The organism is Geodermatophilus sp. SYSU D01106 (assembly GCF_054049995.1).
In genome coordinates this window covers 97,816-124,353 of record NZ_JBJGYM010000009.1, presented here as the reverse complement: position 1 = coordinate 124,353, position 26,538 = coordinate 97,816, and the positions used below count along the sequence as shown (strand labels likewise).

Below are 26,538 nucleotides of genomic sequence, written 5' to 3'. Positions count from 1 at the left end.
GGAGACGAGATGCGCATCCGGATGCTCGCCGTGGTGGTGGCGGCCGCCCTCGTGACCGCCTGTGGCTCGGACGGGGGGTCGACGGCCGGCAGCGGCGGCGACTCGGGGTCCTCGGCCGGTCCGGCCGACGAGAACGCGGTCCTCCGCTTCTCGTTCGGGACCCCGGCAGGGAGCAACTACGACCCCGCGACCACGACCAACCAGTTCGTGAACGTCTACCTGTACCCGGTGTACGACCGGCTGGTCGACGTGACGCCCGACGGCGAGCTGCAGCCGATGCTGGCGGAGTCCTGGGAGTTCACCGACGGCGACCAGACGCTGCGCCTGACCCTGCGCGAGGGCGTCGTCTTCCACGACGGCACGCCGTTCGACGCCGAGGCGGTCAAGGCCAACATCGACCGCGCGAAGAGCCTGCCGAACTCCTCGCTCAAGGCCGACCTCGCCGCGGTCACCGAGGCCGTCGTCGTCGACCCGCGCACCGTCGACCTGCGTCTCGGCGCCCCCGCCGGCTCGCTGCCGGCCCTGCTCGCCGACCGCGCCGGGATGATGGTCAGCCCCGCCGCCTTCGCCAACCCCGACCTCGACCTCCGCCCGGTGGGCACCGGCCCGTACCGCGTCACCGAGCACCAGCCCGGCGTCACCATCCGCTACGAGCGCACCGAGGACTACTGGGCCCCCGACGTGCAGACCCTCGGCGGGCTCGAGATCCAGATGCAGCTCGACCCCGAGGTGCGGCTGCGGGCGGTGAGCGGCGGCCAGGCCGACGCGACGCAGCTCAACCCCGATCAGGTGGAGGCGGCCGAGGGCCCCGGCGTCACCGTGGAGTCCGAGGCGTCGCTGGGCTCGTTCACCCTCTTCCTCAACAAGAGCGGGCCGGCGCTGTCCGACCAGCGGGTGCGCGAGGCCATCAGCCTGGCCATCGACCGGCAGGGCATCAGCGACGCGCTGCAGGCCGGCCGCTGCACGCCCAGCGCGCAGCTGTTCCCCGAGGACTACTGGGCCCACAACCCCGACGTCGAGGCCCCGGAGTACAACCCCGAGCGGGCGCGGGAGCTGCTGGCCGAGGCCGGTCAGGAGGACCTGTCCCTCGACGCCGTCGTGATCAACGTGCCGTTCTACACGGCGCAGCTGGAGGCGATCCAGGCGCAGCTGTCCGAGGTCGGCATCGACCTGACCGTCACCTCGCTGGAGCCCACCGAGCTGCTGTCGCGCTTCGTCGGAGGCGAGGCCGACATGTACTTCAGCAACTGGCCCGGCGCGACCGACCCCGCCAAGACCGTCGCCACGCTGTTGTCGGCGCAGGGCACGCTCAACCCCGGCGGCTACACCAACCCCGACATCGACCGGCTGGCGCTCGAGGGCCTGTCCGCGACGACGCAGGAGGACCGGGCGCCGGCCTACCAGGAGCTCTCGGCGGTGATGGCCGAGGACGCCACGCAGATCGTCGTCTGCAACGCGACCAACACCTTCGTCCACACCGAGCAGGTGTCGGGTCTCGAGTCGACGCTGACCGGCCTGTTCGACTTCCGCGGGGTGACGGTCAGCGCATGATCCGCATGGTGGCGAGGAGGCTCCTCGCGCTCGTCCCGCTGGTCTTCCTCGTGACCCTGGTGGTGTGGGGGCTCATCCTCATCATCCCGGGCGACCAGGCCCTGGCGATCGCGGGTGACTCCGCGACGCCCGAGCAGGTCGAGGCCATCCGCGAGGACCTCGGGCTCGACGACCCGATCCCGGTGCGGTACGGGCGCTGGCTGGCCGCGGCGGTGCAGGGGGACCTGGGCACCTCCCTCTACACCAGCTACTCGGTCGCCGACGCCCTGGCCGACCGGCTGCCGGTCACCCTGTCCCTGGTGTTCGTGGCCTTCCTGCTGGCCTCGGTCGTCGGCACGGCGATCGGCGTCCTGGCCGCCAACCGCCGGGGCCGGCTGGCCGACCGGGTCCTCACCGTCACGACGTCGGTGGGGCTCGCGGTGCCGAACTTCTGGCTCGGCCTGCTGCTGGTCACCTTCTTCGCGCTGAAGCTCGAGTGGTTCCCCTCGGGGGGCTACGTCCCGTTCTCCGAGGACCCGGTCGGCTGGCTGCGCAGCATCACGCTGCCGGCCGTCACGCTGGCGACGGCGGTGGCCGCGGAGCTGGCGCGGCAGATGCGGGCGAGCATGTCCGACGTCCTGGAGCGGGACTTCATCCGCACCCACCGGGCCAAGGGCCTGCGGCCGGGGACGATCGTGCGGCGCTACGCCCTCAAGAACGCCGCCATGCCGGTCATCACGGTGGCGGGGCTGCAGGTCGCCCGCCTGTTCGGCCTGGCCACCGTCGTCGAGATCATCTTCAACCTCAACGGCGTCGGCTCGCTGGCGGTCGACGCGGTCTTCGACCGGGACATCCCGGTGATCCAGGGCTGCGTCCTGCTGATCACCGTCATCGTCCTCCTCGTCAACCTGGTCGTGGACGTGAGCTACGGCCTGGTCAACCCGAAGGTGCGCACCTCGTGACCACCATCCGCCGACCGGCCGCGCCCGGTGCCGGCGAGCAGCCGCTCACCGACCGGCCGGAGTCCCCGCGCCAGCGCTTCGTGCGCCGGTTCCGCCGCGAGCGGCCCGCCGTCGTCGCGCTCGTCGTCGTGCTGCTCGTCGCCCTCGCGGCGCTGCTGGCCCCGCTCCTGGCCACCCACGACCCCGACACCCAGGTGCTCACCGACCGGCTGCAGGCGCCCAACGGGGAGCACTGGTTCGGCACCGACGACCTCGGCCGCGACGTGTACTCCCGGATGCTCTACGCCGGCCGCATCTCGCTGCTCGCGGCCGTCCAGGCCACCGCGATCGGGATCCTGCTCGGCGTCCCGATCGGGCTGGCCGCCGGCTACCTGCGCGGCTGGGTCGACGTCGTGTTCAGCCGGTTCGCCGACGCGATCATGAGCATCCCCGCGCTGCTGCTGGCGCTGGCGATCGTGGGCTTCCTCGAGCCCGACCTCACCAGCGCGATGATCGCGATCGGCGTCGTATACGCGCCGCAGTTCTTCCGGCTCACCCGGGCCAGCACGCTCGCCGTCCGCGAGGAGACGTTCATCGAGGCGGCGCGCAGCGTCGGCGGGTCGTCCCGGTCGATCATCACCGGCCACGTCCTGCCCAACGCGCTCTCACCGCTGGTCGTGCAGATCTCGCTGGCGATGGGCTTCGCGATCCTGTTCGAGGCGAGCATCAGCTTCCTCGGCCTGGGCGTGCAGCCGCCGGACTCCTCGTGGGGCTCGATGCTCGGCCGCTCCACGCGCTTCTTCGAGCAGAGCCCGCACCTGGTGCTCATCCCCGGCCTGGCGATCCTCGTGACCGTCCTCGCCTTCAACGTCATCGGCGACGGCGTCCGGGACTCCCTCGGGCGCGAGGTCAGGAGGCCCACCCAGTGACCGACGTGCTGCTGGAGGTGGAGGGTCTCGCCGTCGAGTTCGCGACGGCGCAGGGCTGGGCGCGCGTCGTCGACGACGTGTCGTTCACCATCGGGCGTGGGGAGACCCTCGGCCTGCTCGGCGAGTCCGGCTGTGGCAAGTCGGTGACCTCGCTGGCGGTCATGGGGCTGCTGCCGCCGCGGTCCTCGCGGATCGCCGCCGGCTCCATCCGGCTCGACGGGCGCGAGTTGCGCGGCCTGCCGGAGTCGCGGCTCAGCGACGTCCGCGGCAACGCGGTGTCGATGATCTTCCAGGAGCCGATGACCAGCCTCGACCCGGCGTTCCGCGTCGGCGAGCAGATCGCCGCGGTGCTGCGCCGGCACCGCGGCCTGTCCCGCGGCGCGGCCCGGAGGCGGGCCGTGGAGCTGCTCGAGCTGGTGGGCATCCCCGACGCCCCGAAGCGGGTGGAGGACTACCCGCACACCTTCTCCGGCGGCATGCGCCAGCGGGTGATGATCGCCATCGCGCTGGCCTGCGAGCCGGACCTGCTGATCGCCGACGAGCCGACGACGGCGCTCGACGTCACCGTGCAGAAGCAGATCCTCGAACTGCTCGCCGGCCTGCAGGAGCGCCTCGGCATGGGCGTCCTGTTCGTCACCCACGACATGGGCGTCATCTCCCAGATCAGCGACCGCGTCGTCGTCATGTACGCCGGCCAGGTCGTGGAGCAGGCACCCACCGAGGAGCTCTTCTGGCGGCCGCAGCACCCCTACACCGAGGGACTGCTGGCGTGCCTGCCGGCCGAGCACGGCCGCGAGCGGCTGCGGGGCATCCCCGGCCTGGTGCCCGGCCCGCTCGACCTCCCCGGCGGCTGCCGGTTCCACCCCCGGTGCCCGCACGCCCGCGAGGGCCTGTGCGACGTCACCCCGCCCGTCCTGGACGAGGTGCTGTCCGGGCACCGCGCCCGCTGCCTGCTGGCGCGCGACATCGAGCTGCAGGGGATCGCCTGATGCCGGAGACGCTGCAGACGCCCCCCACGACGGCGCCGGCCCCGCCGCTGCTGGTCGTCCGCGAGCTGACGAAGACCTTCGTCACCCGCCGCGACCTGCTCGGCCGGCCCCGGGAGCGGCTGACCGCCGTCGACGCGGTGTCCTTCGAGCTCGAGGCGGGGCGCACGCTCGGCCTGGTCGGCGAGTCCGGCTCCGGCAAGAGCACCACCGGCCGGCTCGTCGCCCGGCTCATCGACCCCGACTCCGGCACGGTGCACCTCGGCGGACAGGACGTGACGGCCGCCGACCGGGCCGGCCTGCGCGGACTGCGACGCGACGTGCAGATGGTCTTCCAGGACCCCTACTCGTCGCTGGACCCGTCCTGGATCGTCGCCGACATCATCACCGAGCCGCTGAAGTACGCCGGCGGCCTCGGCCGGCGGGACCGGCACCGCCGGGCCGCCGAGCTGCTCGACCAGGTGGGCCTCGACCGGCGGGCGGCCATGCGCTACCCGTACGAGTTCTCCGGCGGGCAGCGCCAGCGGCTGGCCATCGCCCGCGCGCTGGCCCTGGGCCCGCGGCTGATCATCTGCGACGAGGCGGTGTCGGCCCTCGACGTGTCCACCCAGGCCTCGATCATCACGCTGCTGGAGGACCTGCAGCGCGAGCTCGGGGTCAGCTACCTGTTCATCTCCCACGACCTGGCCGTCGTCCGCCACGTCAGCCACCGCGTCGCCGTGATGCGCCGCGGGGCCGTCGTGGAGACCGGCGACGCCGACCGGGTGTGGTCCGCCCCGCAGGAGGACTACACCCGCGCACTGCTCGACGCGGTCCCGAGAGTCGCGAGGCGGGTGTGAACGATGTCACGAACGGTGAGGGCGCAGTCTGGTGTCCGTGAACGACGTACCACTGACACGGATCGACTGGGTCGAGGCCCAGATCAGGCAGGCCATCCTCGACGGCGAACTGGCCCCCGGCGAGCGCCTGATCACAGCGGCCCTCTCCGAGCGCTTCGCGGTCAGCCCGACGCCGCTGCGGGAGGCCCTGCAGCGGCTGGCGGGGGAGGGGCTGGTCGAGTTCGCGGCGCAGCGGGGCGCGCGGGTGACGCCGCTGTCGGCCCGGGACCGCGGCGAGCTGGCCGAGCTGCGGACCCTGCTGGAGCCGGAGACGGCGGCCCAGGCGGCGCAGCACGGCGGCCCCGAGTGGCGGGCGCTGGTCGAGTCGGCCTCCGCCCGGCTCCTGGCGACCCTCGACCAGGACGACGCCACGGCGGTGGCCCGCGAGCTCGCGTACCGCGCCTTCTACGAGGCGGTGGCCAGCGCCTGCCCCTCGGCGCGGCTGCGCACCATGTCCCGGGTCGTCCGGGACCAGTCCGCGCGCTACCGGCTCGCGGTGGGCGAGGGGCTGGACCGGGAGGAGTCGGCGGCGCTGCACCGGTCGCTGGTCGAGGCACTGCTCACCGGGCGGGTCCCCGACGTGCGGACGGCCATCGAGAAGGAGCTCGCGATCTCCGAGTCGGTCGCCCTGGGCGCGGAGCAGGAGGCGGTGCCGGCGGGGGGCGGGGGGTGACGCCCGCGGGCCGGTCGGGGTCGCTGGGCGACCGGCTCACCTGGCAGGCCGGCGTCGACCCGCGGCGGCCGTTCCTCGTGCGGGTCGGGCCGGGCGGGCAGCAGACCGTGCTGTCCTACCGCGACGTGCTGCTGGAGTCCCGGGCGATGGCCCGGCTGCTCACCCAGGCCGGCGTCGGTCCCGGCGACCGGGTGCACGCCCAGCTGGGCAACGTCCCGGAGCTGCTGGTGTGCCTCTTCGCCGCGGCCCACCTCGGGGCGGTCCTCGTGCCGACCCACCCGTCCTCGACCGTCGACGACGTCGCCTACGTCCTGTCCCACGCCGGGTGCCGGGTCAGCGTGACCGCGATCGACCGGGTGGCCGTGGTCGCCGCGGCCGCCGAGATGGTCCCGGAGGTGGGCCTGGTGGTCACCGTCGGCGGCGCGGCCGACGGCGCCGTCTGCTGGGAGGCCGCGCGCGCCGGCTTCGCCGAGGGCGACCTCCCCGACGTGCGCACCGGCCCGGGTGACCTGCTCGCCGTCCTCTACACCTCCGGAAGCAGCGGCTGGCCCAAGGGCGTCATGCTCACCCACGGCAACCTGCTGTTCGCCGGCGAGGCGGTCGCGCAGCTGACCCGGCTGCGCGCCGACGACCGGTGGCTGGTCACGCTGCCGCTCTCGCACGCCAACGCGCTGCTCTACTCCGTCATGTCGGCGTTCGTCACCGGCGCCTCCGCGGCGCTGGTGCCGACCTTCGACCCGGCCCGCTGGGCCGAGCAGACCCGGGACGTCTCGGCGACGGTCGCGAGCCTGTTCGCCGTCCACGCGCGGGCCGTCCTCGGCGCGACCCCCGGCGGTGTCGACCGGACCGGCCTGCGGCTCACCCTGTTCGCCCAGCACCTCACCGAGCGCGAGCGCAGCGCGTTCGAGGAGCGGTTCACCACCCGGCTGGTGCAGGTCTACGGGCTCACCGAGACGCTCGCGCCGACGCTGTCGGACCCCGTGCACGGGCCGGCGGTGCCGGGCACCGTCGGCCGCCCGACGCCGTGGGTGCGCACCCGCCTGGTGGACGACGACGGCGCCGAGGTGGCGCCGGGCGAGGCGGGGGAGCTGCTCGTGCACGGCGTCCCCGGGCACTCGCTGATGGCCGGCTACCTCGGCCGCGAGGAGGACACCCGGCGGATCCTGCGCGACGGCTGGTTCGCCACCGGCGACCACCTGCGCGCCCTGCCCGACGGATCGTTGGAGTTCCTCGGCCGCGCGGAGGACGTGCTCAAGCCCGGCGTGGACAACGTCTCGGCGGCCGAGGTCGAGCGCGTCCTGCTGGAGCACGTCTCGGTGCGCGACGCGGCGGTCGTCGGCGTCAGCACGCCCGAACGCGAGGAGCACATCGTCGGCTACGTCGTCCTGCGCCCCGAGGACGACGCCACCGAGGCCGAGGTGCTGGCCTGGGCCCGCGACCGGCTCGCCGCGCACAAGGTCCCCGAGCGGGTCGTGGCCGTGCCGGCCCTCCCGCGCAACGCGGTGGGCAAGGTGCTCAAGCGCCAGCTGGGCGACCTCACCTCGCTCGCATCCCCTGTGCCCCCTGCCCGCTGAGGGGGACGGCCGGGTCCCCGGCCCCGACCGGCGCGACGACGCGCCCTGACCGGAGAGGCACCAGATGAGCTCGTCGCACGGCGACCACGCCCTCCCACCGTCGCGGCTGGAGGAGGTGAACGACGGCGTCTTCGCCTACATCCAGCCCGACGGCAGCTGGTGGATCAACAACACCGGCCTGCTGGTCGGCGACCAGGGGGCGGTCAGCATCGACACCTGCGCCACCGAGAAGCGCACCCGCGACTTCCTCGACGCCGTCCGCACCGTCACCGACCGCCCGGTGCGCACGCTGGTGAACACCCACCACCACGGCGACCACACGCACGGCAACTACCTGCTCGGCACCGCCACGATCGTCGGGCACGAGCTGACCCGCGAGGCCGTCATCGAGACCGGGGTGCCCGGGCCCGAGGGCCCGCTGCCGTTCTGGACCCACTTCGACACCGGCGCCCTCGAGCTCGCGCCGCCGTTCCTCACCTACACCGAGGGCGTCACCCTCTGGTCGGGGGACCTGCGCTGCGAGGTCCGCTACGTCGGCACGCCCGCGCACACCACGAACGACTCGATCGTCTGGATCCCCGAGCGCTCCACGCTCTTCGCCGGCGACCTGCTGTTCAACGGCGGCACCCCGTTCCTGCTCATGGGGTCGCTGTCGGGGTCGCTCGAGGTGCTGGAGAAGGTCATCGCGCCGCTGGAGGCCACGACGGTCGTGCCCGGGCACGGGCCGGTCACCGACGGCTCGCTGGTCGCCGACATCCTGGGCTACCTGCGCTTCCTCGAGCGGACGGCGCGGGAGGGCCGCGACGCCGGGCTCTCGCCGCTGGACGCGGCCCGGCAGGCCGACCTCGGCGAGTACGCGGACTGGTCCGACAGCGAGCGGATCGTGGGCAACCTGCACCGCGCCTACGCCGAGCTCGACGGCGGGGAGCGGGGCGTGCCGATCGACCTGATGGCGGCCCTCGGCGACATGGTCACCTACAACGGCGGCCGGCCGCTGACCTGCCTGGCCTGAGCGCCGGGGGGTGCGGCACCGCGGTGGCGCACCCCCCGGCGCTCACACCCCCTTCGGGTGCCAGACGGTCTTCGTCTCGAGGAACGGCGTCATCCGGGAGGTGCCGGGGTCGGCGGTCCAGTCCGGCTCCTCGGCGGGCGGGCGCACGACCCGCTTGATGCTCCCGGCGGCCAGCCGCTCGAGCTCCAGCGCCCGGTCGGCCGGGGCGCCGGTGAGGTCGATGGCGTCGACGTCGTCGTGCTCGGCCAGCCACGGGCCGATCTCCCCGGCGTCACCGGTGAGCAGGTTGACCACCCCGCCCGGGACGTCGCTGGTGGCCAGCACCTCGCCGAGCGTCACCGCCGGCAGCGGCCGCCGGTGGGAGGTCACGACGACGGCGGTGTTGCCGCCGGCCAGCACCGGCGCGAGCACGCTGACCAGGCCGAGCAGCGAGGACCGCTGCGGCGCCAGCACCGCGACGACGCCGGTGGGCTCGGGCAACGAGAAGTCGAAGAACGGCCCGGCGACCGGGTTGGCGCTGCCGAGGACGGCGGCGAGCTTGTCGGTCCACCCGGCGTACCAGACCCAGCGGTCGATGGCGGCGTCCACGACGGCCCGCGCCCGTCCCGAGGACACGCCCTCGCCGGCCGCCACCTCCTCGCAGAACTGCGCGTGCCGCCCCTCCATCACCTCGGCCACCCGGTAGAGCACCTGGCCGCGGTTGTAGGCGGTGGCGCGCGACCACTTCCCGAACGCGCCGCGGGCGGCGACGACGGCGTCGCGGGCGTCCTTGCGGGAGGCCCACGCGGCGTTGGCGAGGAACGCGCCCCGGGCGTCGGCCACCTCGTAGGTGCGGCCGGACTCCGAGCGGGGGAAGGCCCCGTTCACGTAGAGCTTGTAGGTCTTGCGGACGGCGAGCCGGTCCGACATCAGTGCGAGGCCCCCTTCAGGTAGGCGGCCAGCCCGTGCCGGCCGCCCTCCCGGCCGTAGCCGGACTGCTTGTAGCCGCCGAAGGGCGACGTCGGGTCGAACTGGTTGAAGGTGTTGGCCCACACCACGCCGGCGCGCAGCCGGTCGGCGATCGCCAGGATCCGCGAGCCCTTCTCCGTCCAGATGCCGGCCGAGAGCCCGTAGGTGGTGTTGTTGGCCTTGGCCACCGCCTCGTCGGGCGTGCGGAAGGTCATCACGCTGAGCACCGGCCCGAACACCTCGTCGCGGGCGATCCGGTGGGCGGGGGAGACGCCGGTGAACACCGTCGGCGGGAACCAGAAGCCGCGGTCGGGCAGGTCGCAGGCCGGCTGCCAGCGGTGCGCGCCCTCGGCCTCGCCGACGTCGGACAGCTCCCGGATGCGGGCGAGCTGCTCGGCGGAGTTGATCGCGCCGATGTCGGTGTTCTTGTCCAGCGGGTCGCCCACGCGCAGGGTGCCGATCCGCCGCTGCAGCGAGGCGATCACCTCGTCGTGCACCGACTCCTGCACCAGCAGGCGCGAGCCCGCGCAGCAGACGTGGCCCTGGTTGAAGAAGATGCCGCGCACGATGCCCTCGACGGCCTGGTCGATCGGGGCGTCGTCGAAGACGATGTTCGCCGCCTTGCCGCCGAGTTCCAGCGTGAGCACCTTGCGGGTGCCGGCGACGGCGCGGGCGATCGAGCGGCCCACCTCGGTGGAGCCGGTGAAGGCGACCTTGTCGACGTCGTCGTGCTCGACCACCGCGCGGCCGGTGTCGCCGGCGCCGGTGACGACGTTGACCACGCCCGGGGGCAGGTCGGCCTGGCGGCACACCTCGGCGAACAGCAGCGCCGTCAGCGGGGTGGTCTCCGCGGGCTTGAGGACGACGGTGTTGCCGGTGGCCAGCGCCGGCGCGACCTTCCACGCCAGCATCAGCAGCGGGAAGTTCCACGGGATGACCTGGCCGGCCACGCCGTGCGGGCGCGGGTCGGGGCCGAGACCCGCGTGGGCCAGCTTGTCGGCCCAGCCCGCGTGGTAGAAGAAGTGCGCCGCGGCCAGGGGCACGTCGACGTCGCGGGACTCCCGGATCGGCTTGCCGTTGTCCAGCGACTCCAGGACGGCGAACTCCCGCGCGCGCTCCTGCAGGATCCGCGCGATCCGGAACAGGTACTTGCCGCGGTCGGCGGGGCGCATCGGCCCCCACACGCGGGTGAACGCCCGGCGCGCGGCCCGCACGGCGCGGTCGACGTCGGCCTCGGTGCCCACCGCGACCTCGCTGAGCACCTCCTCGGTGGCCGGGTTGACGGTCTTCATCGCCTCGCCGGAGCCGTCGACGAACTCGCCGTCGACGAACAGGCCGTAGGAGGGCCGGACGTCGACGATCGAGCGCGACTCGGGTGCGGGGGCGTACTCGAACAGGGGGCCGGGCTGGGCGGGTGCAGTCATCAGTCGACGCTCACGTGGTCGGGGCCGGAGTAGTGGCCGGTGCGCAGCTTCTGCCGCTGCAGGAGCAGGTCGTTGAGGAGGCTGGAGGCGCCGAAGCGGAACCAGTCGGGGGACAGCCAGTCGGCGCCGACGGTCTCGTTGACCATCACCAGGTGCTTGACGGCGTCCTTGGTGGTGCGGATGCCGCCGGCGGGCTTGACGCCGACCTGGGTGCCGGTGGCGGCGCGGAAGTCGCGGACCGCCTCGAGCATCACCAGGCAGACCGGCAGCGTGGCCGCGGGCGAGATCTTGCCGGTGGAGGTCTTGATGAAGTCGCCGCCGGCGAGCATGGCCAGCCAGGAGGCACGGCGGGCGTTGTCGAGGGTGACCAGCTCGCCGGTCTCGAGGATGACCTTGAGGTGGGCGCTGCCGCACGCCTCCTTGACGGCGACGATCTCCTCGAACACCTCGAGGTAGCGGCCGGCCAGGAACGCGCCGCGGTCGATGACCATGTCGATCTCGTCGGCGCCGTTCGCCACGGCGTCGCGGACGTCGGCGAGCTTCACCTCCCGGCTGGCCCGCCCGCTCGGGAACGCCGTGGCCACGGCGGCGACGTGGATGCCCGTGCCGGCCAGCGCCTCCCGCGCGACGCCGGCGAGGTCGCCGTAGACGCAGACGGCGGCCACCGGCGGGGCGGTGGGGTCGGTCGGGTCGGGCCGGCGGGCCTTCGCGGCGAGGCTGCGCACCTTGCCGGGGGTGTCGGCGCCCTCGAGCGTGGTGAGGTCGACCATCGAGATGGCGGTGTCGATCGCCCACGCCTTGGCGGTGGTCTTGATCGAGCGGGTGCCGAGCGTGGCGGCGCGCTGCTCGGCGCCGACCTGGTCGACGCCGGGCAGCCCGTGCAGGAAGGCGCGGAGGGCGGCGTCGGACCGGGTCACGTCGTCGAGCGCCGCTCCGGACCCGGGGGTGGGCCGGGTCCCGGCCGCGAGCGTCCCGGGGTCGAGCACGTGGGTCATGCGCCCATCCTCCCAGTGCGGCGGGCCGCCCCGGGACCGCGGTTCCCCCGTGCGGGGAGGGGTCCCCGTTCCGCGCCGTCGCCCCCTGGGCGCGACCGTTACGGTGGCGCCCGTGCAGCTGACCGTCGTCGACCACCCGCTCGCCCGGGCCCGGCTCTCGCGCATGCGCGACGAGCGGACCGACAACGCCGCCTTCCGGGCGGCGCTGCGGGAGCTGACCCAGATGCTGGTCTACGAGGCCACCCGTGACCTCGAGGTGGCCGAGGAGCCGATCACCACCCCGGTCACCGAGACCACCGGCTACCGGCTGGCGTCCCCGCCGCTGATCGTGCCGGTGCTGCGCGCGGGCCTCGGGATGGCCGACACCGCGCACGGGATGCTGCCCGAGTCGCAGATGGGCTTCGTGGGCCTGGCCCGCAACGAGCAGACCTTCCAGCCCGAGGCCTACATGGCCTCGCTGCCGGAGACGCTGGTCGGCCGGCACGTGTTCGTCCTCGACCCGATGCTGGCCACCGGCGGCTCGCTGGTGCACTGCTGCACGCTGCTCACCGACCGCGGCGCCACCGAGATCACCGTGCTGTGCACGCTCGCCGCCCCGGCCGGCCTGGAGCGGCTGGAGCAGAGCGGGCTCCCGCTGCGGGTGTTCACCGCCAGCGTCGACGAGGGCCTCAACGACCAGGCCTACATCGTCCCGGGCCTCGGCGACGCCGGCGACCGCCAGTTCGGCGCCGTCTGACCATGCGGTTCGCCGTCCTGGGCACCGGTCACTGGGCCCGCACCGTCCACGCCGCCGCGATCGCGGCGCACCCCACCGCGGAGCTCGCCGGCATCTGGGGCCGCGACGCGGAGAAGGCCGCCGCCGTCGGCGCCGAGTTCGACGTCCCCGGCACCTCCGACCTCGCCGCGCTGCTCGAGCAGGTCGACGCCGTCGCCGTCGCCGTGCCCCCGGACGTCCAGGTGCCGCTGGCCGAGCAGGCCGCCGCCGCGGGCCGGCACCTGCTGCTGGAGAAGCCGATCGGGCTCACCACGGCCGACGCCGACCGGGTGGTGACCGCGGTCCGGTCCGCCGGCGTCGCCTCGGTCGTGTTCTTCACCTTCCGCTTCCAGGCCGCGACGACGACCTGGCTCGGGCAGGCCGCGCGCACCCGGCTCGCCGGCGGCGCCGCGTCGTGGCTGAGCGCCCTGGCCGGCAGCCCCTTCGACTCCGCCTGGCGCCGCGAGCACGGCGCGCTGTGGGACATCGGCCCGCACGCGCTGTCGCTGCTCGTGCCGGCGCTGGGGCCGGTGGCGTCGGTGCAGGCGGGCGCCGGCGCCGGGGACACGGTGCACCTGGTGCTGCAGCACGCGACGCCGGGCGTCGCCTCCACCGTCACGCTGTCGCACACCGTGGCGCCCCTGGCCACCGGCATCGAGTTCTGCGTGCACGGCGACGCCGGCCGGCTGGTGCTGCTGCCCGACACCGAGAGCGCCGTCGAGTCGCTGTCGGCGGCGGTCGACCAGCTGCAGGCCGCGGCGCTCACCGGCGGCGACCACCCGTGCGACGTCGGCTTCGGCCGCGACGTCGTCGTGGTGCTCGAGACCGCCGAGCGGGCACTCGCGTCGGGCTGCCGGGAGCTCGTCCCGACGTCCTGACCTGCGACCGGGACGACGCGGGCACCCCATCGGGGCGGTCCACCGCCCCATACTCCGCGGGGTGACGACGTCGGTGGCCGGTCCCGCCGGCCCGCGTGCCGGGCGGCGGGCGGTCGCCACGCCCGGCGGAGTGCTGACCGGGACGGTCCTCGTCCTGGTGGCGGTGCGCCTGGTCCTGGTGGTCCTGCTCCCGTACGACCGGGCCGTCGGGCTCCTCGACGACGACGCCTGGTACTACCTCGGCGTGGCCCGGCACGTGGCCGACGGTGACGGGTCCACCTTCTCCGGGCTCGACCCGACCAACGGCTACCACCCCCTGTGGTTGCTGGCGCTGGTGCCGGTGGCGGCGATCGCCGAGGGGCGGGGCCTGCTGATCGGGGTCACGCTGCTGTCCGCCGCGGTGGCGGTGGCGCTCGCCGTGCTGCTCGGGTCGCTGGCGGCCCGCCTGGCGCGACCCTGGACGGGCGTGGTCGCCGCGCTGCCGCTGCTGGTCACGGGTGCAGCCGGGCCGGCCTTCCTGTTCTCCGGGATGGAGACCGGTCTCCTGCTGCTCGGCCTGGTGGCGACGGCGGCGGTGCTGGTCCGTGGCGACGCATTGCGCGCCGCCGACCCGGGTGCGCGGACGGCGTGGACCCTCGGGGGGCTGGCAGCGGTCACCTGCCTGGCGCGGCTCGACGCCGTCCTGACGTTCCTCGTCCTCGGCGCCGTGCTGGTCGTGCGGTGGCGACGGCACCCGCGACGGGTCATGGCCTTCGCCGCACCGCCCGCGGTGGCGCTCGCCACCTACCTCGTCGTCAACGAGGCTCTGTTCGGCACCCCCACCCCGGTCTCGGGGCAGGCCAAGGCGCTGGGCGGCGACGGCCTCAACGTCGACGTGGTCGCACAGTTCCTCCGTTCACCGGTGGTGCTGGGCCAGCAGACCTGGCTGGGGATGCTCGCCTGTCTCGTCGTCCCGGCCGCCTTGCTGCTCGGGCGCCGGACCGATCTCGCGGCGCGAGCCGCCGCCGGTGCGGGTGCGACCGTGCTCGTCGGCGGGCTGCTGACCATCGCCTACTACGCGGTGTCGTCGTCGTGGCAGTTGTGGCCGTGGTACTTCTCCGCGGCACCGCTCGCGGTGGCCCTGGCGGCCCCCGCGCTGCTCTCGCAGCTCCCCGTGTCCGACCGGGGCGGGCGCTCGCTCGCGGCCGCCGCGCTGGTGGTGGCCGTTCTCGTCCCGCTGGCGACGGCCGCCCGGACGGCCGCCGGCAGCGTCGAGCGATCCGCCTCCGTCGAGGCAGGTCCCGGTCTGGCGTCGCAGGTCGACGCGCTCGAGCCCAGCGGTGCGCTCGCGATGGGTGACCGCGCCGGCAGCCTCGGCGCGCACCTGGCGCGTCCGATGGTGCACCTCGAGGGGCTGGTCGGGCCGCCGGAGTACCTGACGGCGCTGCAGGAGGGAACCGTGCCGGCCTTCCTCGCCGCCCGCGAGGTCACGCTTCACGCGCGCAGCGGACCGCCCGGTGAGGGGGAGCCCGCCGGGCCGGGGTGCACGCGGCTGGCCGAGCCGGCGCAGGGTGCCGGCCCCAAGGTCGACGCGGTGGTGTGCGACGCCGGCCTGCTCCTCACCGTGCCGCTGTCCGACGGCACCGTCTTCCGCGTCTGGCGGGCGCCGGCCTTCTCCTGAGCCCTTGCAGCGCGGGTGCAGCCGCTCCCAACCGCGGGCCAAGCGGCCACCGCCATCGTCTCCCTCGACGACAGGGAGCCCCGGGTACCGGGGCCGGACAGGGGAGACACCTCCATGAGCGAGTACGCCCACGGCTACGGCCACCAGACCACATACGGCAACGGCTACGGCGCCCGCCCGCCGGCGTACCAGGACCAGGGCAGCTGGTACGTCCGCCGGGGCCGGATCGACCGGCGCACCTACTGGCTGCACTACGCGCTGCCGCTGTGGGCGGCGAGCATTGCCGCGATCGTCGCGGACATCGCGCTCGGCCTGGCCTGGTACTCCACGAGCTACCAGTCCTACGGCTACGACTACTACAGCGCCGACGTCAGCTTCTCCGGCGGGCCGATCACGCTGCTGGTCTCGCTGGCGCTGTTCGCGCCGTCGATCAGCGCGGCGGTCACCCGGCTGCACGACACCGGCCGCTCCGGCTGGTTCCTGTTGTGGGGCCTGGTGCCGATCGCCGGCCCGATCGTGCTGTTCGTGGTGGTCGGCTGCCTGCCCGGCGAGCCGGGTGTCAACCAGTACGGCGGCGCCGGGGGCGCCCGCCCGGCGCGGCGGGAGCCCCTGCTCGCGAACTGGTGAAACCGGTTGACCCCGTCGGCCAGCCTGGAGAGGTGCGACTCACCTTCTCCCGGCTGGCCGACCGGCGTCCGGTGGAGACCGTCGTCGAGCGCGACGACGGCGTCGTGTTCGCCATGCGCGGTGCCGGCGGGGGCGCGGACCTGCCGCACGACCTGGTGCACGCGCTGGTGGAGACCGAGCTCGGGATGGCCGACGGGATCTGGGGCTGCGTGGCCGACGGCGTCGTCTGGGGCAGCATGCGGCACGTGAGCGGCCGCCAGCCGCCGCACGCGGCCGAGCGCTCGGCGCGGCTCAAGCGGGAGCGGGCCGCGGCGATCCAGCGGGCCGAGGGGGTGGCCGACCTGGTGGCCCGCAGCGCCCGCGGCGCGCAGGTGCTGCCCGGCGAGGCCGCGGGCCTGGGCCTGCCGCCGGACCGGCTCGCCGCCGCGGCGGACGCGCTGGCCGACGCCGGGAGGCGCTGGCGCGCGCTGCCGGTGGGGGAGACCTGGACGATGGACTGGCGCCCGCCGATCAGCAGCCGAGGGCGTCCGCCAGCTCCTTCAGCGAGCCGACCGAGAGGTCGGCGGCGGGGTCGGTGACCGGCGGCACCGGGTCGCCACCGAACTCGGCGGGCCGGTGCACGTACGCCGTGCGCAGGCCCCGCTCCCGGGCGGCCGCGAGGTCGTCGACGTGCGCGGCCACCAGGCACACCCGCGACGGCGGCAGCGCCAGGAACCGCGGCGCGGAGTCGTACACCTCCGGGTCGGGCTTGTAGCGGCCGACGACCTCCGCGCCGAGCACCGTGTCCCACGGCAGCCCGCCGTGCCGGGCGAGGTCCACCTGCAGCCGGACGCCGCCGTTGGACAGCGGCGCGAGCAGGTGCCGGCGGCGCAGCCGGGTGAGCCCGGGCACGGAGTCCGGCCACGGGTCGAGCCGGTGCCAGGCCAGCACGAGCTCGCCGGCGACGTCGTCGGCGACCGGGCCCACGCCCACCTCGGCGAGCGCGGCCGCCAGCGACTCCCGGTGCAGCGCGTCCAGCGGCACGAACGGCCGCCGGCCGGAGCGCACCTCCTCCATCGAGGGCTGGTAGCGCGCCCTCCAGGCGTCGGCGAAGGCCGCGGCGTCGACGTCCGGCCCGAGCAGCCGCGCCGCCTCGCGGGCGACGCCGGCGCGCCAGTCGACGACGGTGCCGAAGACGTCGAAGACCAGCGCGCCGGCGTCCACGGCTACAGCCCCAGCGCGTGCGCCATCTCGCCGCGCAGCTGGTCGAGCTCGTCCTCGCCGCGGCCGCGGGCGGCGATGATCCCGGCGTCGTCGTGCACCGGCACCACCGTCTCCAGGTAGGCCTTGAGCTTCGGCTCGGTGCCGCTGGGCCGCACGATCACGCGGACCCCGTCGCCGAGCAGCCGGACGGCGTCGACGGGCGGGTCCTCGGCCAGCAGGTCGGTCGCGGTGACCGGCCGGCCGAGCAGCCGCTGCGGCGGGTCGGCGCGCAGCCGCTCCATCGCGCCGGAGATGAGCGCGAGGTCCTCGACCCGCACCGACAGCTGGCCGGTGGCGAACAGCCCGTGCTCACGGGCCAGCTCGTCGAGCCGGTCGACCAGCGTGCGCCCGGTGGCCTTGAGCTCCGCGGCCAGCAGGGCGACGGCGAGGGCCGCGGAGATGCCGTCCTTGTCGCGGGCGACGTCGGGGGTGACCGCGTAGCCCAGCGCCTCCTCGTAGCCGAACACCAGCGGCTCGGCGTCGGTGCCCGCCCGGATGATCCACTTGAACCCGGTCGGCGTCTCGGCGGACCGGACGCCGTGCGCCTGCGCCAACGCGTGCATCAGCGAGCCGCTGACCAGCGAGGACGCGTACGTCCCCCGCACGCCGCGGCGCAGCAGCCAGTCGGCGAGCAGCGCCCCGACCTCGTCGCCGGTGAGCTGGCGGCCGTCGACCACCACCGAGCAGCGGTCGGCGTCGGGGTCCTCGGCGATGCCGACGGTGGCGCCCACGCGGGAGGACAGGTCCTGCAGCAGGTCGACCGCGCCGGGCTCCTCCGGGTTGGGGAAGGCGACGGTCGGGAACGCCGGGTCCGGCGCGTCCTGCTCGGGCACGCTCACCAGGGGCCCGAACCCGGCGGCGGCGAACACCGCGCGCGTGGTGGCCGCGCCGACGCCGTGCATCGCGGTGTAGGCCACCGTCACGCCCTGCCGCACGATCGCCGGCACCTGCGCCGGGTCGAGCGCCGACACCACCGCGGCCACGTAGCCGGCCTCCACCTCGTCGCCGAGGGTGGTCCAGCCGTCGGCGGTGGGCACCTCGCGGGCCGGCCCGACCGCGGCGATCGCGGCCTCGATCTCCCGGTCGGCCGGCGGCACGAGCTGGGCGCCGTCGGCGAGGTAGACCTTGTAGCCGTTGTCCTGCGGCGGGTTGTGGCTGGCGGTGACCATCACGCCGGCCACGCAGCCCAGGGAGCGGACCGCCGAGGACAGCACCGGGGTGGGCAGCGGCCGGGGCAGCACCGACACGGCGAACCCGGCGGCGGTGAGCACCGCGGCGGTGACCCGGGCGAACTCGTCGGAGCGGCGGCGCGCGTCGAAGCCGACGACGACGCCCCCGCCGGCGTGCCCGTGCGCGGTGAGCCAGGCGCCGAGCCCGGCGGCGGCCCGGGTGACGACGGCCGCGTTCATGCCGGCGGGCCCGGCGCGCAGCGGGCCGCGCAGCCCGGCGGTGCCGAAGGTCAGCGGCCCGGCGAAGCGGCGCTCGAGCTCGGCGGTGTCCCCGGCCGCGACCAGGGACTCGATCTCGGCGCGGTCGCCGTCGTGCGGGTCGGCGGCCGCCCAGGCCCGCGCCTGCTCGAGCAGGGTCACGGCAGCCGGCCGATGAGCTCGACGAGGGTCCGGCCCAGCCGGCCCGCGGCGGCCCGGCCGGCGGCGAGCACCTCGGCGTGGTCGAGCTTCTCGCCGGTGATGCCGGCCGCGGCGTTGGTGACCATCGACAGCCCGAGCACCTCCGCCCCGGCGGCGCGCGCGGCGATCGCCTCCAGCCCGGTGGACATGCCGACGAGGTCGGCGCCGAGCGTGCGCAGCATGCGGATCTCGGCCGGCGTCTCGTAGTGCGGGCCGGGCAGCTGGGCATACACGCCCTCGGTGAGCTCGGGGTCGATCTCGCGGGCCAGCGCGCGCAGGCGGGAGGAGTAGAGGTCGGTGAGGTCGACGAAGTCGGCGCCGACCAGCGGCGAGCGGGCGGTCAGGTTGAGGTGGTCGCTGATCAGCACGGCCTGGCCCACCCGGTGCTGCGGGTCCAGCCCGCCGGCGGCGTTGGTCAGCACGACGGTGCGCACACCGGCCGCGGCCGCGGTGCGCACGCCGTGCACGACGGGCTCGACGCCGCGGCCCTCGTAGAGGTGGGTGCGGCCGAGGAACAGCAGCACCCGCCGCTCGCCGGCGCGCACCGAACGCACCTCGCCGCCGTGGCCGACCGCCGTCGGCGCGGCGAAGCCGGGCAGGTCGCCGATGCGGACGGTGGCCGCCGGCTCGCCGAAGGCGTCGGCCGCCGGGGCCCAGCCCGAGCCCATGACGACGGCGACGTCGTGGCCGCCGCCCAGGGCGTCGGTCAGCGCGGTCGCGGCGGTGGCGGCCAGGGCCGCGGGGTCGGAGGTGCTCTCGCTCACCGGGCGACGCTAACCCAGCCCGCCGGGGCGGTCGCGGGCTCCGGGGCGGCGCACCCGCCCCATCCGTCCCGCGGAGGGCGTGTCGCCGACGGGCCGGGGGAGGCGTCCGCACCATGGCCGCGTGCAGACCTCGCAGATCGACGGCGTGCCGGTCTTCTCCGCCCCCGGGCCGCGGCGCACCACGCTCGTGCTGGTGTTCGGCGTCGGCGTCCAGGACGAGACCTACCAGACCCGGGAGCTCACCCACCTGGTCGAGCACCTGGTCATGGGGTCGCTGCCCAAGCGCAACATCCAGTGCAACGCGACGACGACGGTCGACACCACGTCCTTCTACGCGACCGGCCGTCCCGAGGCGGTCCGCGAGTTCGTCGAGGGCGTGTGCGCGGCGGTGTCGGACCTGTCGCTGCAGCGGGCCGACGCCGAGATCGGCGTGCTGCAGGCCGAGGACTGCTCGAGCTCCGGCGGCGGGCTGGTCGAGAGCCTGTGGGCGGCCCGGTACGGCCTGACCGGCCCGGGCGTCGCGTTCGCCGGCGGGCCCGGCCCGCAGTTCCTGCCCGACGAGGTGATCCGCGCGCACGCGGCGGCGTGGTTCGTCCGCGGCAACGCGGCCCTGGTCTGCCACGGCGAGCTGCCCGAGGGCCTGCGCCTGCCGCTGCCCGACCGGCCGGCCCCGCCGCACCGCCCCGCGCTGCCCCGCCACCAGGCCGCCCCCGCGTGGACCAAGTCGTGGACGCCGGGCGTCGGGCTGCAGCTGTCGGCCACCGGCCCCTGGGACCCGGCGCTGCGCGTGGCCGCCGACGTGCTGCGCGAGCGGGTGCAGGACGTCGCCCGCACCGAGCGCGGCCTGAGCTACTCCGCCGAGGTCGTGACCCACGACGTCGCCCCCGACCGCCGCGAGGTCGCCGTCGTCGTCGACGCCCGGGAGGGCCAGGAGGGCGCGGTCGCCGAGATCCTCTGGACGCAGTTCCAGGACCTCTGCCGCACCGGCCCGGGCGCGGCGGAGCTGGCGCACGCCCGCGAGGGCCTGGAGGAGGCACTCGACGCCGCGGACGAGGACGAGCTCGTCCGCTCCGACCTCATGGACGCCGCCGTCTCGGCCGTCACCGGCATCCCGGCGCTGCCGCTGGCCGCGTGGATGGAGGCGTGCACCGCGGTGACCGCGCCGGAGGCGCAGGCGGCGCTCGAGCGGGTGCGCCGCAGCGCGCTGCTGCAGGTGCCCGAGTGGTCGGACTTCGCCGGCCTGCCGGGTCTGCAGCGCTGGCTGATCTGCGGCCTGACCCGCGAGGCGGTGCCCGGCCGCACCATCCGGCCGTCGCTCGCCCAGCGGGTGCTCGGCCGCGCCGGCAACCGCGCGATCGTCCTGGGCGACCAGGGCATCGCCCACCGCGACCCCGACGGCGACGTGCACGCCATCGCCTGGTCGCAGGTGGAGAACGTCTTCCCGATCCTCGACGACGGCGGCGTCGTGGTCGTCGGCGGCAACATGTGCCTGGTGCCGGTGGAGAGGGCGGTCTTCGGGCAGCGCGCCGTCGACCAGGTCAGCGCGCGGCTCCGCGAGGTCGTGCACCCGCAGCGCTGGTCGGCGCCGCGGCCGGGGACCGTCGTCCCCGTCGCCTGACACCGGGCGGCCGGTCACCCGGGGCACGCCGGGCGGTCACCCGGCGGCCACCGGCGCGTCACCGGGGGCGGCTTGGGTCGGCGGGACCCCTCCGCCGGACCCCGAGGACCCCCGTGACGCGCTCGTCCCTCCGCCTGCTCCGCACCGCCGCCCCGCTGGCGCTGCTCGCCCTCGCCGCCACGGCCGCGCCGGCCGCCGCCGCGCCCGCCCGGCCCGCGCCGGTGTTCGCCGAGCTGGCCACCTTCGACGTCGCCGGCGAGGTGGCCGAGATCCTCTCGGTCACCCCCGACGGCCGCACCGTGCTCTACACCGACTCCGCGACCGGCCAGGTCGGCGTGGTCGACCTGAGCCGCCCCGAGCAGCCCCGCCAGGCCGGCGCCGTCGACGTCGGCGGGGAGCCCACCTCGGTGGCCGTCACCCGCGACGGCCGCTTCGCGCTCGCCGTCGTCGACGACACCGACGGTGCGTTCACCGCCCCGTCGGGCCGCCTCGTCGTCATCGACCTGCGCACCCTCGCCGTCGTCACCGAGCGGCCGCTCGGCGGCCAGCCGGACTCCATCGGGCTGAGCCCCGACGGCCGCTACGCCGCGATCGCGATCGAGAACCAGCGCGACGAGGAGCTCGAGGTCGGCGGCGTCGAGGGCGGGCTGCCGCAGCCGCCGGCCGGCTTCCTGTCGGTCGTGGAGCTGCAGGGCCAGCCGGCCCGCTGGACGGTCGACCGGGTGGAGCTCGCGGGCCTGCCCGGCCTGGCCTTCCCGGAGGACCCGGAGCCGGAGTACGTCGACGTCAGCCAGCGGGACGTGGCCGCGGTGACGCTGCAGGAGAACAACGCCGTCGCGCTGGTCGACCTGCGGCAGCGGCGGGTGGTCGGCTCCTTCTCGGCCGGCACGGTGTCGCAGCAGGCCGACACCGCCGACGACGGCACGGTCGCCTTCGACGACGCCTTCACCGCCCCGCGCGAGCCCGACGCCGTGCAGTGGACGCCGGACGGGAACCTGCTGACCGCCGACGAGGGCGACCTCGCCGCGGAGCCCAGCGGCGGCCGCGGCTGGACGGTGTTCTCGCCGTCGGGCGCGGTCGTGTCCTCGTCGGGCACCTCGGCCGAGCAGGCCCTGGCCGACGCCGGGCGGTACCCGGACGGGCGCAGCGACGACAAGGGCGCGGAGTTCGAGGGCGCGGAGGTGGCCGGCATCCGCGGCACGACGTACGCCTTCGTCGGCTCCGAGCGCGGCGACGCCGTCCTCGTGTACGACCTGGGCGACGAGCGCCGGCCGCGGCTGCTGCAGGTGCTGCCGACCGGCGACGCCCCCGAGGGCCTGCTCGCCGTGCCGAACCGGCAGCTGTTCCTCACCAGCAACGAGGACGACGGCACGATCTCGGTGTTCGGCCTGACCCGCTGACCCACCCGTCCCAGCCGTCCCCGGCCGCGTGTCGGCCGGGGACGGCGGGACGCCGGGCCCCGACGATGGCCGTGTGCAGCGGACGGTGGTCGACGGGGTGCCCGTGTTCAGCGCGGGCGGACGGGAGCGGACCACCGCCGCGCTGGTGTTCGGCGTGGGCCTGCGCGACGAGACCTTCGCGACCATCGAGGTCACCCACCTCGTCGAGCACCTGGCCATGGCCGCGCTGCCCCGCACGCACCTGCGCTGCAACGCCGTCACCGACGTCGACAGCACCTCGTTCTTCGCCACCGGCCGCCCCGAGGCGGTGCGGGCCTTCCTCGAGGCCGTGTGCCGGGCGCTGGCCGACCTGCCCACCGACCGGATCGCCGCCGAGGCCGGCGTGCTCCAGGCGGAGGGCTGCGGCTCGGCGTCCACGACGGTGAGCGCCCTGTGGGCCGCCCGTTACGGGCTGACCGGCCCCGGGCTCACCGTCTCCGCGGGGCCGGGGCCGGAGTACCTCGACGAGGACACCGTCCGCGCGCACGCCGCCCGCTGGTTCGTCCGCGGCAACGCCGCGCTGTGGTGCCACGGCCCGCTGCCGGCCGGGCTCCGGCTGCCGCTGCCCGAGGGGCCGCGTCCGGTGCGGCGCCTGCCTGCGCCCCGCCCGCAGGACGGGCCGGTGTGGACCCGCACCGACGTCCCCGGCGTCGGGCTGCTGCTGGCCACCGACCGGCCCGCCGACGCCGCGCTGGCGGTGGGCGTGCAGGTGGCGGGGGAGCGGCTGCGCGAGCGCGCGCGGCACGGCCGCGGCCTGTCCTACGCCGTCGACTCGCTCACCCTCGACCTCGCGCCCGACCGCCGGGAGGTCGCCCTCGTGGTCGACGCCCGCTCCGGCCGCGACGCCGAGGTCGCCGACCTGCTGTGGGCCACCTTCGCGGAGCTGTGCGCCGACGGCCCGTCCGACGCCGAGGTCGCGCACGCCGTCGCGGGGCTCGAGGCCGAGCTCGACGAGGAGGACGCCGCCGGCGCCGAGCTCGCCGACGCCGCCTACTGCGCCGCCACGGGGCTGCCGTTCCGCACGGCCGCGCAGACGCTCGCCACCTGGCGCGCGGTGACGCCGGCCGCCGTGCGGGAGGCGCTGCGCCGCGCCGAGCCGACCGCCGTCCTGGCCGTGCCCGACACCGTCGCCTGGGAGGGGCCGGCCGGGGTGCCCCGCCGGCCGCTGTGCGGGACGCTGCCGGAGCTGCCCATGGGCACCCTGTTCCGCCCGCCGTGGCGCCGGCGGCTGCTCGACCCGGCGGCGCGGGTGGCGCTGGTCCTCTCCGACGAGGGCCTGGCCCACCGCGACGCCGACGGCGACGTGCACGGGATCCCGTGGTCGCGGGTGGAGGCGCTGGTCCCCACCGCCGACGGCCGCGGCGTGACCGTGGTCGGCCGGGACCTGTGCTGCGTGCTCGTCCACCCCGACCTCTACGGCCGCCGCGCGCTCGCCGCCGTGGTCGAGCGGGTGCCCGCGGCGCTGCTGCGGCTGCCCGAGGCGGCGGGCGCGGAGCTGGTCCCCGTCCCGTAGCCCGCGCCGTTCGGGGGGTGGACGGGGCCGGTCGTCCCTATCCTCATCGCGTGCAGATCCCCTTCTCCTCCTCCGAGCGCGCCAGCCTGGGCGTCGAGTGGGAGCTGCAGCTCGTCGACCGCGGGACCCGCGAGCTCACCGCCGGCGCGAACGAGATCCTCGAGGAGCTCCGCCCCGACGGCGCCGAGGAGCACCCGAAGGCCAAGCACGAGCTGCTGCAGTCGACCGTCGAGGTCATCACCGGCGTCTGCACCACCGTGGAGGAGGCCGTCGCCGACCTCGCCGGCACCGTCGCCGAGGTCGCCGCGGCCGCCGACCGCCGCGGGCTGGGCCTGATGTGCGCCGGCACGCACCCGTTCACCGACTGGCAGACCCAGCTCATCTCGCCGAAGGAGCGCTACCTGCAGCTCGTCGAGCGGATGCAGTGGCTGGCCCGCCGGCTGCAGATCTTCGGCGTCCACGTGCACGTCGGCGTCCGCTCGCCGGACAAGGCGATGCCGATCGTCAACGCGCTCACCCAGTACGTGCCGCACTTCCTGGCGCTGTCGGCGTCCTCGCCGTTCTGGGTCGGCTGCGACACCGGCCTCGCCTCGGCGCGCAGCAAGGTGTTCGAGGGCATGCCCACCGCGGGGCTGCCCACCCAGCTGCCGGACTGGGCCGGCTTCGAGACCTACATGGAGACGCTCATCTCCACCGGGTCGATCGAGAGCGTCCGCGAGGTGTGGTGGGACATCCGCCCGCACCCCGGCTTCGGCACCGTGGAGCTGCGCATCTGCGACGGGCTGCCCACGCTCGAGGAGATCGGGGTGGTGGCGGCGCTGTCGCAGTGCCTGGTCGAGCAGTTCGACAGCCAGCTCGACCGCGGCTACACGCTGCCGACCCCGCCGAGCTGGGTGCTCCGGGAGAACAAGTGGCGGGCTGCCCGCTGGGGCCTGGACGCCGACGTCGTCGTCGACGAGAAGGGCACCGTGCGGCCGGTCCGGCAGGCGCTGCTCGACCTCGCCGAGGACCTCGAGCCGACCGCCCGCCGGCTGGGCTGCGAGGCCGAGCTCGCCGGCGTCGAGCGGGTGCTCGCGGTGGGCGCCTCCTACCAGCGGCAGCGGGCCGCGGCGCTCGCCGCCGACGGCGACCTGCGCGCCGTCGTCGACCTGCTGCTGGCCGAGCGCGAGAACGGGCTGCCCACCTCGGGCCCCGCCACCGACGGCCCCGCCACCGACGGCCCCGTCCCCGGCCCGGCGGCGTGCGCCGGCGGGCACGCCGCATGACCCGCGGACCCGAGGAGCTGGCCGCCGGACTCGACGCCTGGGTGGCCGGGCGCGCCGACTCGCTGGTCGGCGTCCGCCGCCACCTGCACATGCACCCCGAGCTCGCCTTCGCCGAGGTCGAGACGACGGCGTTCCTGGAGCAGCGGCTCACCGAGGCCGGCCTCGCCCCGCGGCGGCTGCCCACCGGCACTGGTCTCGTCGTCGAGGTCGGGTCGGGGCCGCCCACGGTGGTGCTGCGCGCCGACATCGACGCGCTGCCGCTGGCCGACCTCAAGGACGTGCCGTACGCCTCCACCCGCGAGGGCATGTGCCACGCCTGCGGGCACGACGTGCACACCACCGCCGTCCTCGGCGCGGCCCTGGCCCTGGCCGACCTCGACGACCTCCCCGGCACGGTGCGCTGCGTGTTCCAGCCCGCCGAGGAGACCGTGCCCGGCGGCGCGACGCACGTGGTCGCGGCCGGGGCGCTCGAGGGCGCCTCGCGGGCGTTCGCGCTGCACTGCGACCCCGCGATCCCCGTGGGCACGGTGGGCCTGCGGACCGGCTCAATCACGGCGGCCTGCGACCGGGTCGACGTCACCCTGACCGGCCCCGGCGGGCACACCGCCCGGCCGCAGCTGACCGTCGACCTCGTCGACGCGCTCGGCCGGCTGATCACCGACCTGCCCGGGCTGCTGTCCCGCCAGGTCGACCCGCGGGCCGGCTTCTCGCTGGTGTGGGGCGCGGTGAACGCCGGCGTCGCGGCCAACGCGATCCCGCAGCGCGGCACGCTGCGCGGCACCGTGCGGGTGCTCGACCGCGACGAGTGGAAGGGCGCCGAGGCGCTGCTGCGCCGCCTGGTCGAGCAGGTCGCCGCGCCCACCGGCGCGCAGGTCGACGTCGACTACGTGCCCGGGGTGCCGCCGGTGGTCAACGACCCCCGCGCGGTCGCGCTGCTGCGGGCCGCGGCGCTGCAGACCGTCGGCGCGGAGAACCTGCGCCAGTCGCCGCAGAGCATGGGCGGCGAGGACTTCGGCTGGTACGCCGACGTGCTGCCGATCGCCCTCGCCCGGCTCGGCACGCACGGCGGCGGGGCGCCGCTGGACCTGCACCGCGGCACCTTCGACGTCGACGAGCGGGCGATCGGGGTGGGCGTGCGGCTGCTCGTGCGCACCGCGCTGCAGGCCCTCACGGCCGACGCCGGCACGTCGGGCCCGTCGGCCGGGGCGCCGCCCGCGGCCCACCCCGCGCGTCCGCGGTCGGGGGAGCGCCGGTAGAACA

Annotated in this window: 24 protein-coding genes; 18 read left to right on the top strand and 6 right to left on the bottom strand. The window is 75.7% G+C overall.

From position 1 onward, the window contains the following. The first annotated feature begins 9 nt into the window (after nucleotides 1-9). The 8 genes from ACI78R_RS11935 to ACI78R_RS11900 all read left to right on the top strand — a co-directional run bounded on the left by ACI78R_RS11935 (nucleotide 10) and on the right by ACI78R_RS11900 (nucleotide 8,523). A complete protein-coding gene (locus tag ACI78R_RS11935; RefSeq protein WP_457040883.1) occupies nucleotides 10-1,551 on the top strand; it encodes an ABC transporter substrate-binding protein in 1,542 nt (513 codons plus the stop codon). After that, nucleotides 1,548-2,492, top strand: coding sequence for an ABC transporter permease (locus ACI78R_RS11930; protein ID WP_457040882.1), 945 nt, complete (start codon nucleotides 1,548-1,550; stop codon nucleotides 2,490-2,492). The genes ACI78R_RS11935 and ACI78R_RS11930 overlap by 4 nt, the downstream gene beginning before the upstream one ends. Further along, nucleotides 2,489-3,400, top strand: a complete 912-nt coding sequence (locus ACI78R_RS11925) for an ABC transporter permease (RefSeq protein WP_457040881.1) — start codon at nucleotides 2,489-2,491, stop codon at nucleotides 3,398-3,400. The genes ACI78R_RS11930 and ACI78R_RS11925 overlap by 4 nt, the downstream gene beginning before the upstream one ends. Then, nucleotides 3,397-4,389, top strand: a complete 993-nt coding sequence (locus ACI78R_RS11920) for an ABC transporter ATP-binding protein (protein WP_457040880.1) — start codon at nucleotides 3,397-3,399, stop codon at nucleotides 4,387-4,389. The genes ACI78R_RS11925 and ACI78R_RS11920 overlap by 4 nt, the downstream gene beginning before the upstream one ends. Continuing rightward, nucleotides 4,389-5,225: an ATP-binding cassette domain-containing protein gene (locus tag ACI78R_RS11915; protein ID WP_336028013.1), complete on the top strand. Its 837-nt coding sequence runs from the start codon at nucleotides 4,389-4,391 to the stop codon at nucleotides 5,223-5,225. The genes ACI78R_RS11920 and ACI78R_RS11915 overlap by 1 nt, the downstream gene beginning before the upstream one ends. A 37-nt stretch (nucleotides 5,226-5,262) precedes the next feature. Then, nucleotides 5,263-5,937, top strand: a complete 675-nt coding sequence (locus tag ACI78R_RS11910) for a GntR family transcriptional regulator (RefSeq protein WP_336028012.1) — start codon at nucleotides 5,263-5,265, stop codon at nucleotides 5,935-5,937. Then, nucleotides 5,934-7,511 (top strand): class I adenylate-forming enzyme family protein, encoded by a 1,578-nt coding sequence (locus ACI78R_RS11905; RefSeq protein ID WP_454553711.1) that lies wholly within the window; start codon nucleotides 5,934-5,936, stop codon nucleotides 7,509-7,511. The genes ACI78R_RS11910 and ACI78R_RS11905 overlap by 4 nt, the downstream gene beginning before the upstream one ends. Nucleotides 7,512-7,575: 64 nt before the next feature. Then, a complete protein-coding gene (locus ACI78R_RS11900) occupies nucleotides 7,576-8,523 on the top strand; it encodes an MBL fold metallo-hydrolase (RefSeq protein WP_457040879.1) in 948 nt (315 codons plus the stop codon). Nucleotides 8,524-8,565: 42 nt separating this feature from the next. Here ACI78R_RS11900 and ACI78R_RS11895 read toward each other — a convergent pair whose 3' ends face one another. Genes ACI78R_RS11895 through deoC form a run of 3 tightly spaced genes read right to left on the bottom strand, consistent with a single transcriptional unit; the run spans nucleotide 8,566 to nucleotide 11,890 of the window. Beyond that, nucleotides 8,566-9,432 (bottom strand): aldehyde dehydrogenase family protein, encoded by an 867-nt coding sequence (locus ACI78R_RS11895; protein ID WP_457040878.1) that lies wholly within the window; start codon nucleotides 9,430-9,432, stop codon nucleotides 8,566-8,568. After that, entirely contained in the window at nucleotides 9,432-10,895 is a 1,464-nt protein-coding gene (locus ACI78R_RS11890) for an aldehyde dehydrogenase family protein (protein ID WP_457040877.1), read from the bottom strand. The genes ACI78R_RS11895 and ACI78R_RS11890 overlap by 1 nt, the downstream gene beginning before the upstream one ends. After that, nucleotides 10,895-11,890 carry a deoxyribose-phosphate aldolase gene (gene deoC, locus ACI78R_RS11885; RefSeq protein ID WP_457040876.1) on the bottom strand — a complete coding sequence of 332 codons (996 nt, stop codon included), beginning with the start codon at nucleotides 11,888-11,890 and terminating at the stop codon, nucleotides 10,895-10,897. The genes ACI78R_RS11890 and deoC overlap by 1 nt, the downstream gene beginning before the upstream one ends. A 112-nt stretch (nucleotides 11,891-12,002) precedes the next feature. On the opposite strand from deoC, the gene upp reads away from it, so the two are divergent. From upp to ACI78R_RS11860, 5 genes are all read left to right on the top strand, one after another. Next, on the top strand, nucleotides 12,003-12,626 hold the full coding sequence (gene upp / locus ACI78R_RS11880; RefSeq protein WP_457040875.1) for a uracil phosphoribosyltransferase: 624 nt from the start codon (nucleotides 12,003-12,005) through the stop codon (nucleotides 12,624-12,626). Nucleotides 12,627-12,628: 2 nt separating this feature from the next. Next, on the top strand, nucleotides 12,629-13,522 hold the full coding sequence (locus ACI78R_RS11875; RefSeq protein ID WP_457040874.1) for a Gfo/Idh/MocA family protein: 894 nt from the start codon (nucleotides 12,629-12,631) through the stop codon (nucleotides 13,520-13,522). A gap of 61 nt (nucleotides 13,523-13,583) precedes the next feature. Continuing rightward, nucleotides 13,584-15,182, top strand: a complete 1,599-nt coding sequence (locus ACI78R_RS11870) for a hypothetical protein (protein WP_457040873.1) — start codon at nucleotides 13,584-13,586, stop codon at nucleotides 15,180-15,182. Nucleotides 15,183-15,296: 114 nt separating this feature from the next. Continuing rightward, nucleotides 15,297-15,809, top strand: coding sequence for a DUF805 domain-containing protein (locus ACI78R_RS11865; protein ID WP_457040872.1), 513 nt, complete (start codon nucleotides 15,297-15,299; stop codon nucleotides 15,807-15,809). 32 nt (nucleotides 15,810-15,841) lie between these two features. Further along, nucleotides 15,842-16,387, top strand: a complete 546-nt coding sequence (locus tag ACI78R_RS11860; RefSeq protein WP_457040871.1) for a hypothetical protein — start codon at nucleotides 15,842-15,844, stop codon at nucleotides 16,385-16,387. On the opposite strand, the gene ACI78R_RS11855 is transcribed toward ACI78R_RS11860, so the two are convergent. Genes ACI78R_RS11855 through ACI78R_RS11845 form a run of 3 tightly spaced genes read right to left on the bottom strand, consistent with a single transcriptional unit; the run spans nucleotide 16,320 to nucleotide 19,443 of the window. Then, nucleotides 16,320-17,012, bottom strand: a complete 693-nt coding sequence (locus ACI78R_RS11855) for a haloacid dehalogenase type II (protein WP_457040870.1) — start codon at nucleotides 17,010-17,012, stop codon at nucleotides 16,320-16,322. The genes ACI78R_RS11860 and ACI78R_RS11855 overlap by 68 nt on opposite strands. A gap of 2 nt (nucleotides 17,013-17,014) precedes the next feature. After that, on the bottom strand, nucleotides 17,015-18,640 hold the full coding sequence (locus ACI78R_RS11850) for a phospho-sugar mutase (protein ID WP_457040869.1): 1,626 nt from the start codon (nucleotides 18,638-18,640) through the stop codon (nucleotides 17,015-17,017). Next, nucleotides 18,637-19,443, bottom strand: a complete 807-nt coding sequence (locus tag ACI78R_RS11845; RefSeq protein ID WP_073421491.1) for a purine-nucleoside phosphorylase — start codon at nucleotides 19,441-19,443, stop codon at nucleotides 18,637-18,639. Before ACI78R_RS11845 ends, ACI78R_RS11850 begins: the two co-directional genes overlap by 4 nt. A 121-nt stretch (nucleotides 19,444-19,564) precedes the next feature. Between ACI78R_RS11845 and ACI78R_RS11840 the strand changes: the two genes are divergently transcribed. From ACI78R_RS11840 to ACI78R_RS11820, 5 genes are all read left to right on the top strand, one after another. Further along, complete coding sequence (locus ACI78R_RS11840; protein ID WP_073421492.1) at nucleotides 19,565-21,061, top strand: peptidase M16 family protein; 1,497 nt, start codon at nucleotides 19,565-19,567, stop codon at nucleotides 21,059-21,061. A 113-nt stretch (nucleotides 21,062-21,174) separates the two neighbouring features. Beyond that, on the top strand, nucleotides 21,175-22,461 hold the full coding sequence (locus tag ACI78R_RS11835; RefSeq protein ID WP_457040868.1) for a hypothetical protein: 1,287 nt from the start codon (nucleotides 21,175-21,177) through the stop codon (nucleotides 22,459-22,461). A gap of 73 nt (nucleotides 22,462-22,534) precedes the next feature. Beyond that, nucleotides 22,535-24,013, top strand: coding sequence for a hypothetical protein (locus tag ACI78R_RS11830; protein ID WP_457040867.1), 1,479 nt, complete (start codon nucleotides 22,535-22,537; stop codon nucleotides 24,011-24,013). A 50-nt stretch (nucleotides 24,014-24,063) separates the two neighbouring features. After that, nucleotides 24,064-25,278, top strand: a complete 1,215-nt coding sequence (locus ACI78R_RS11825) for a glutamate--cysteine ligase (protein ID WP_457040866.1) — start codon at nucleotides 24,064-24,066, stop codon at nucleotides 25,276-25,278. Beyond that, nucleotides 25,275-26,534, top strand: coding sequence for an amidohydrolase (locus tag ACI78R_RS11820; protein WP_073421963.1), 1,260 nt, complete (start codon nucleotides 25,275-25,277; stop codon nucleotides 26,532-26,534). Before ACI78R_RS11825 ends, ACI78R_RS11820 begins: the two co-directional genes overlap by 4 nt. The last annotated feature ends 4 nt before the right edge of the window (nucleotides 26,535-26,538 follow it).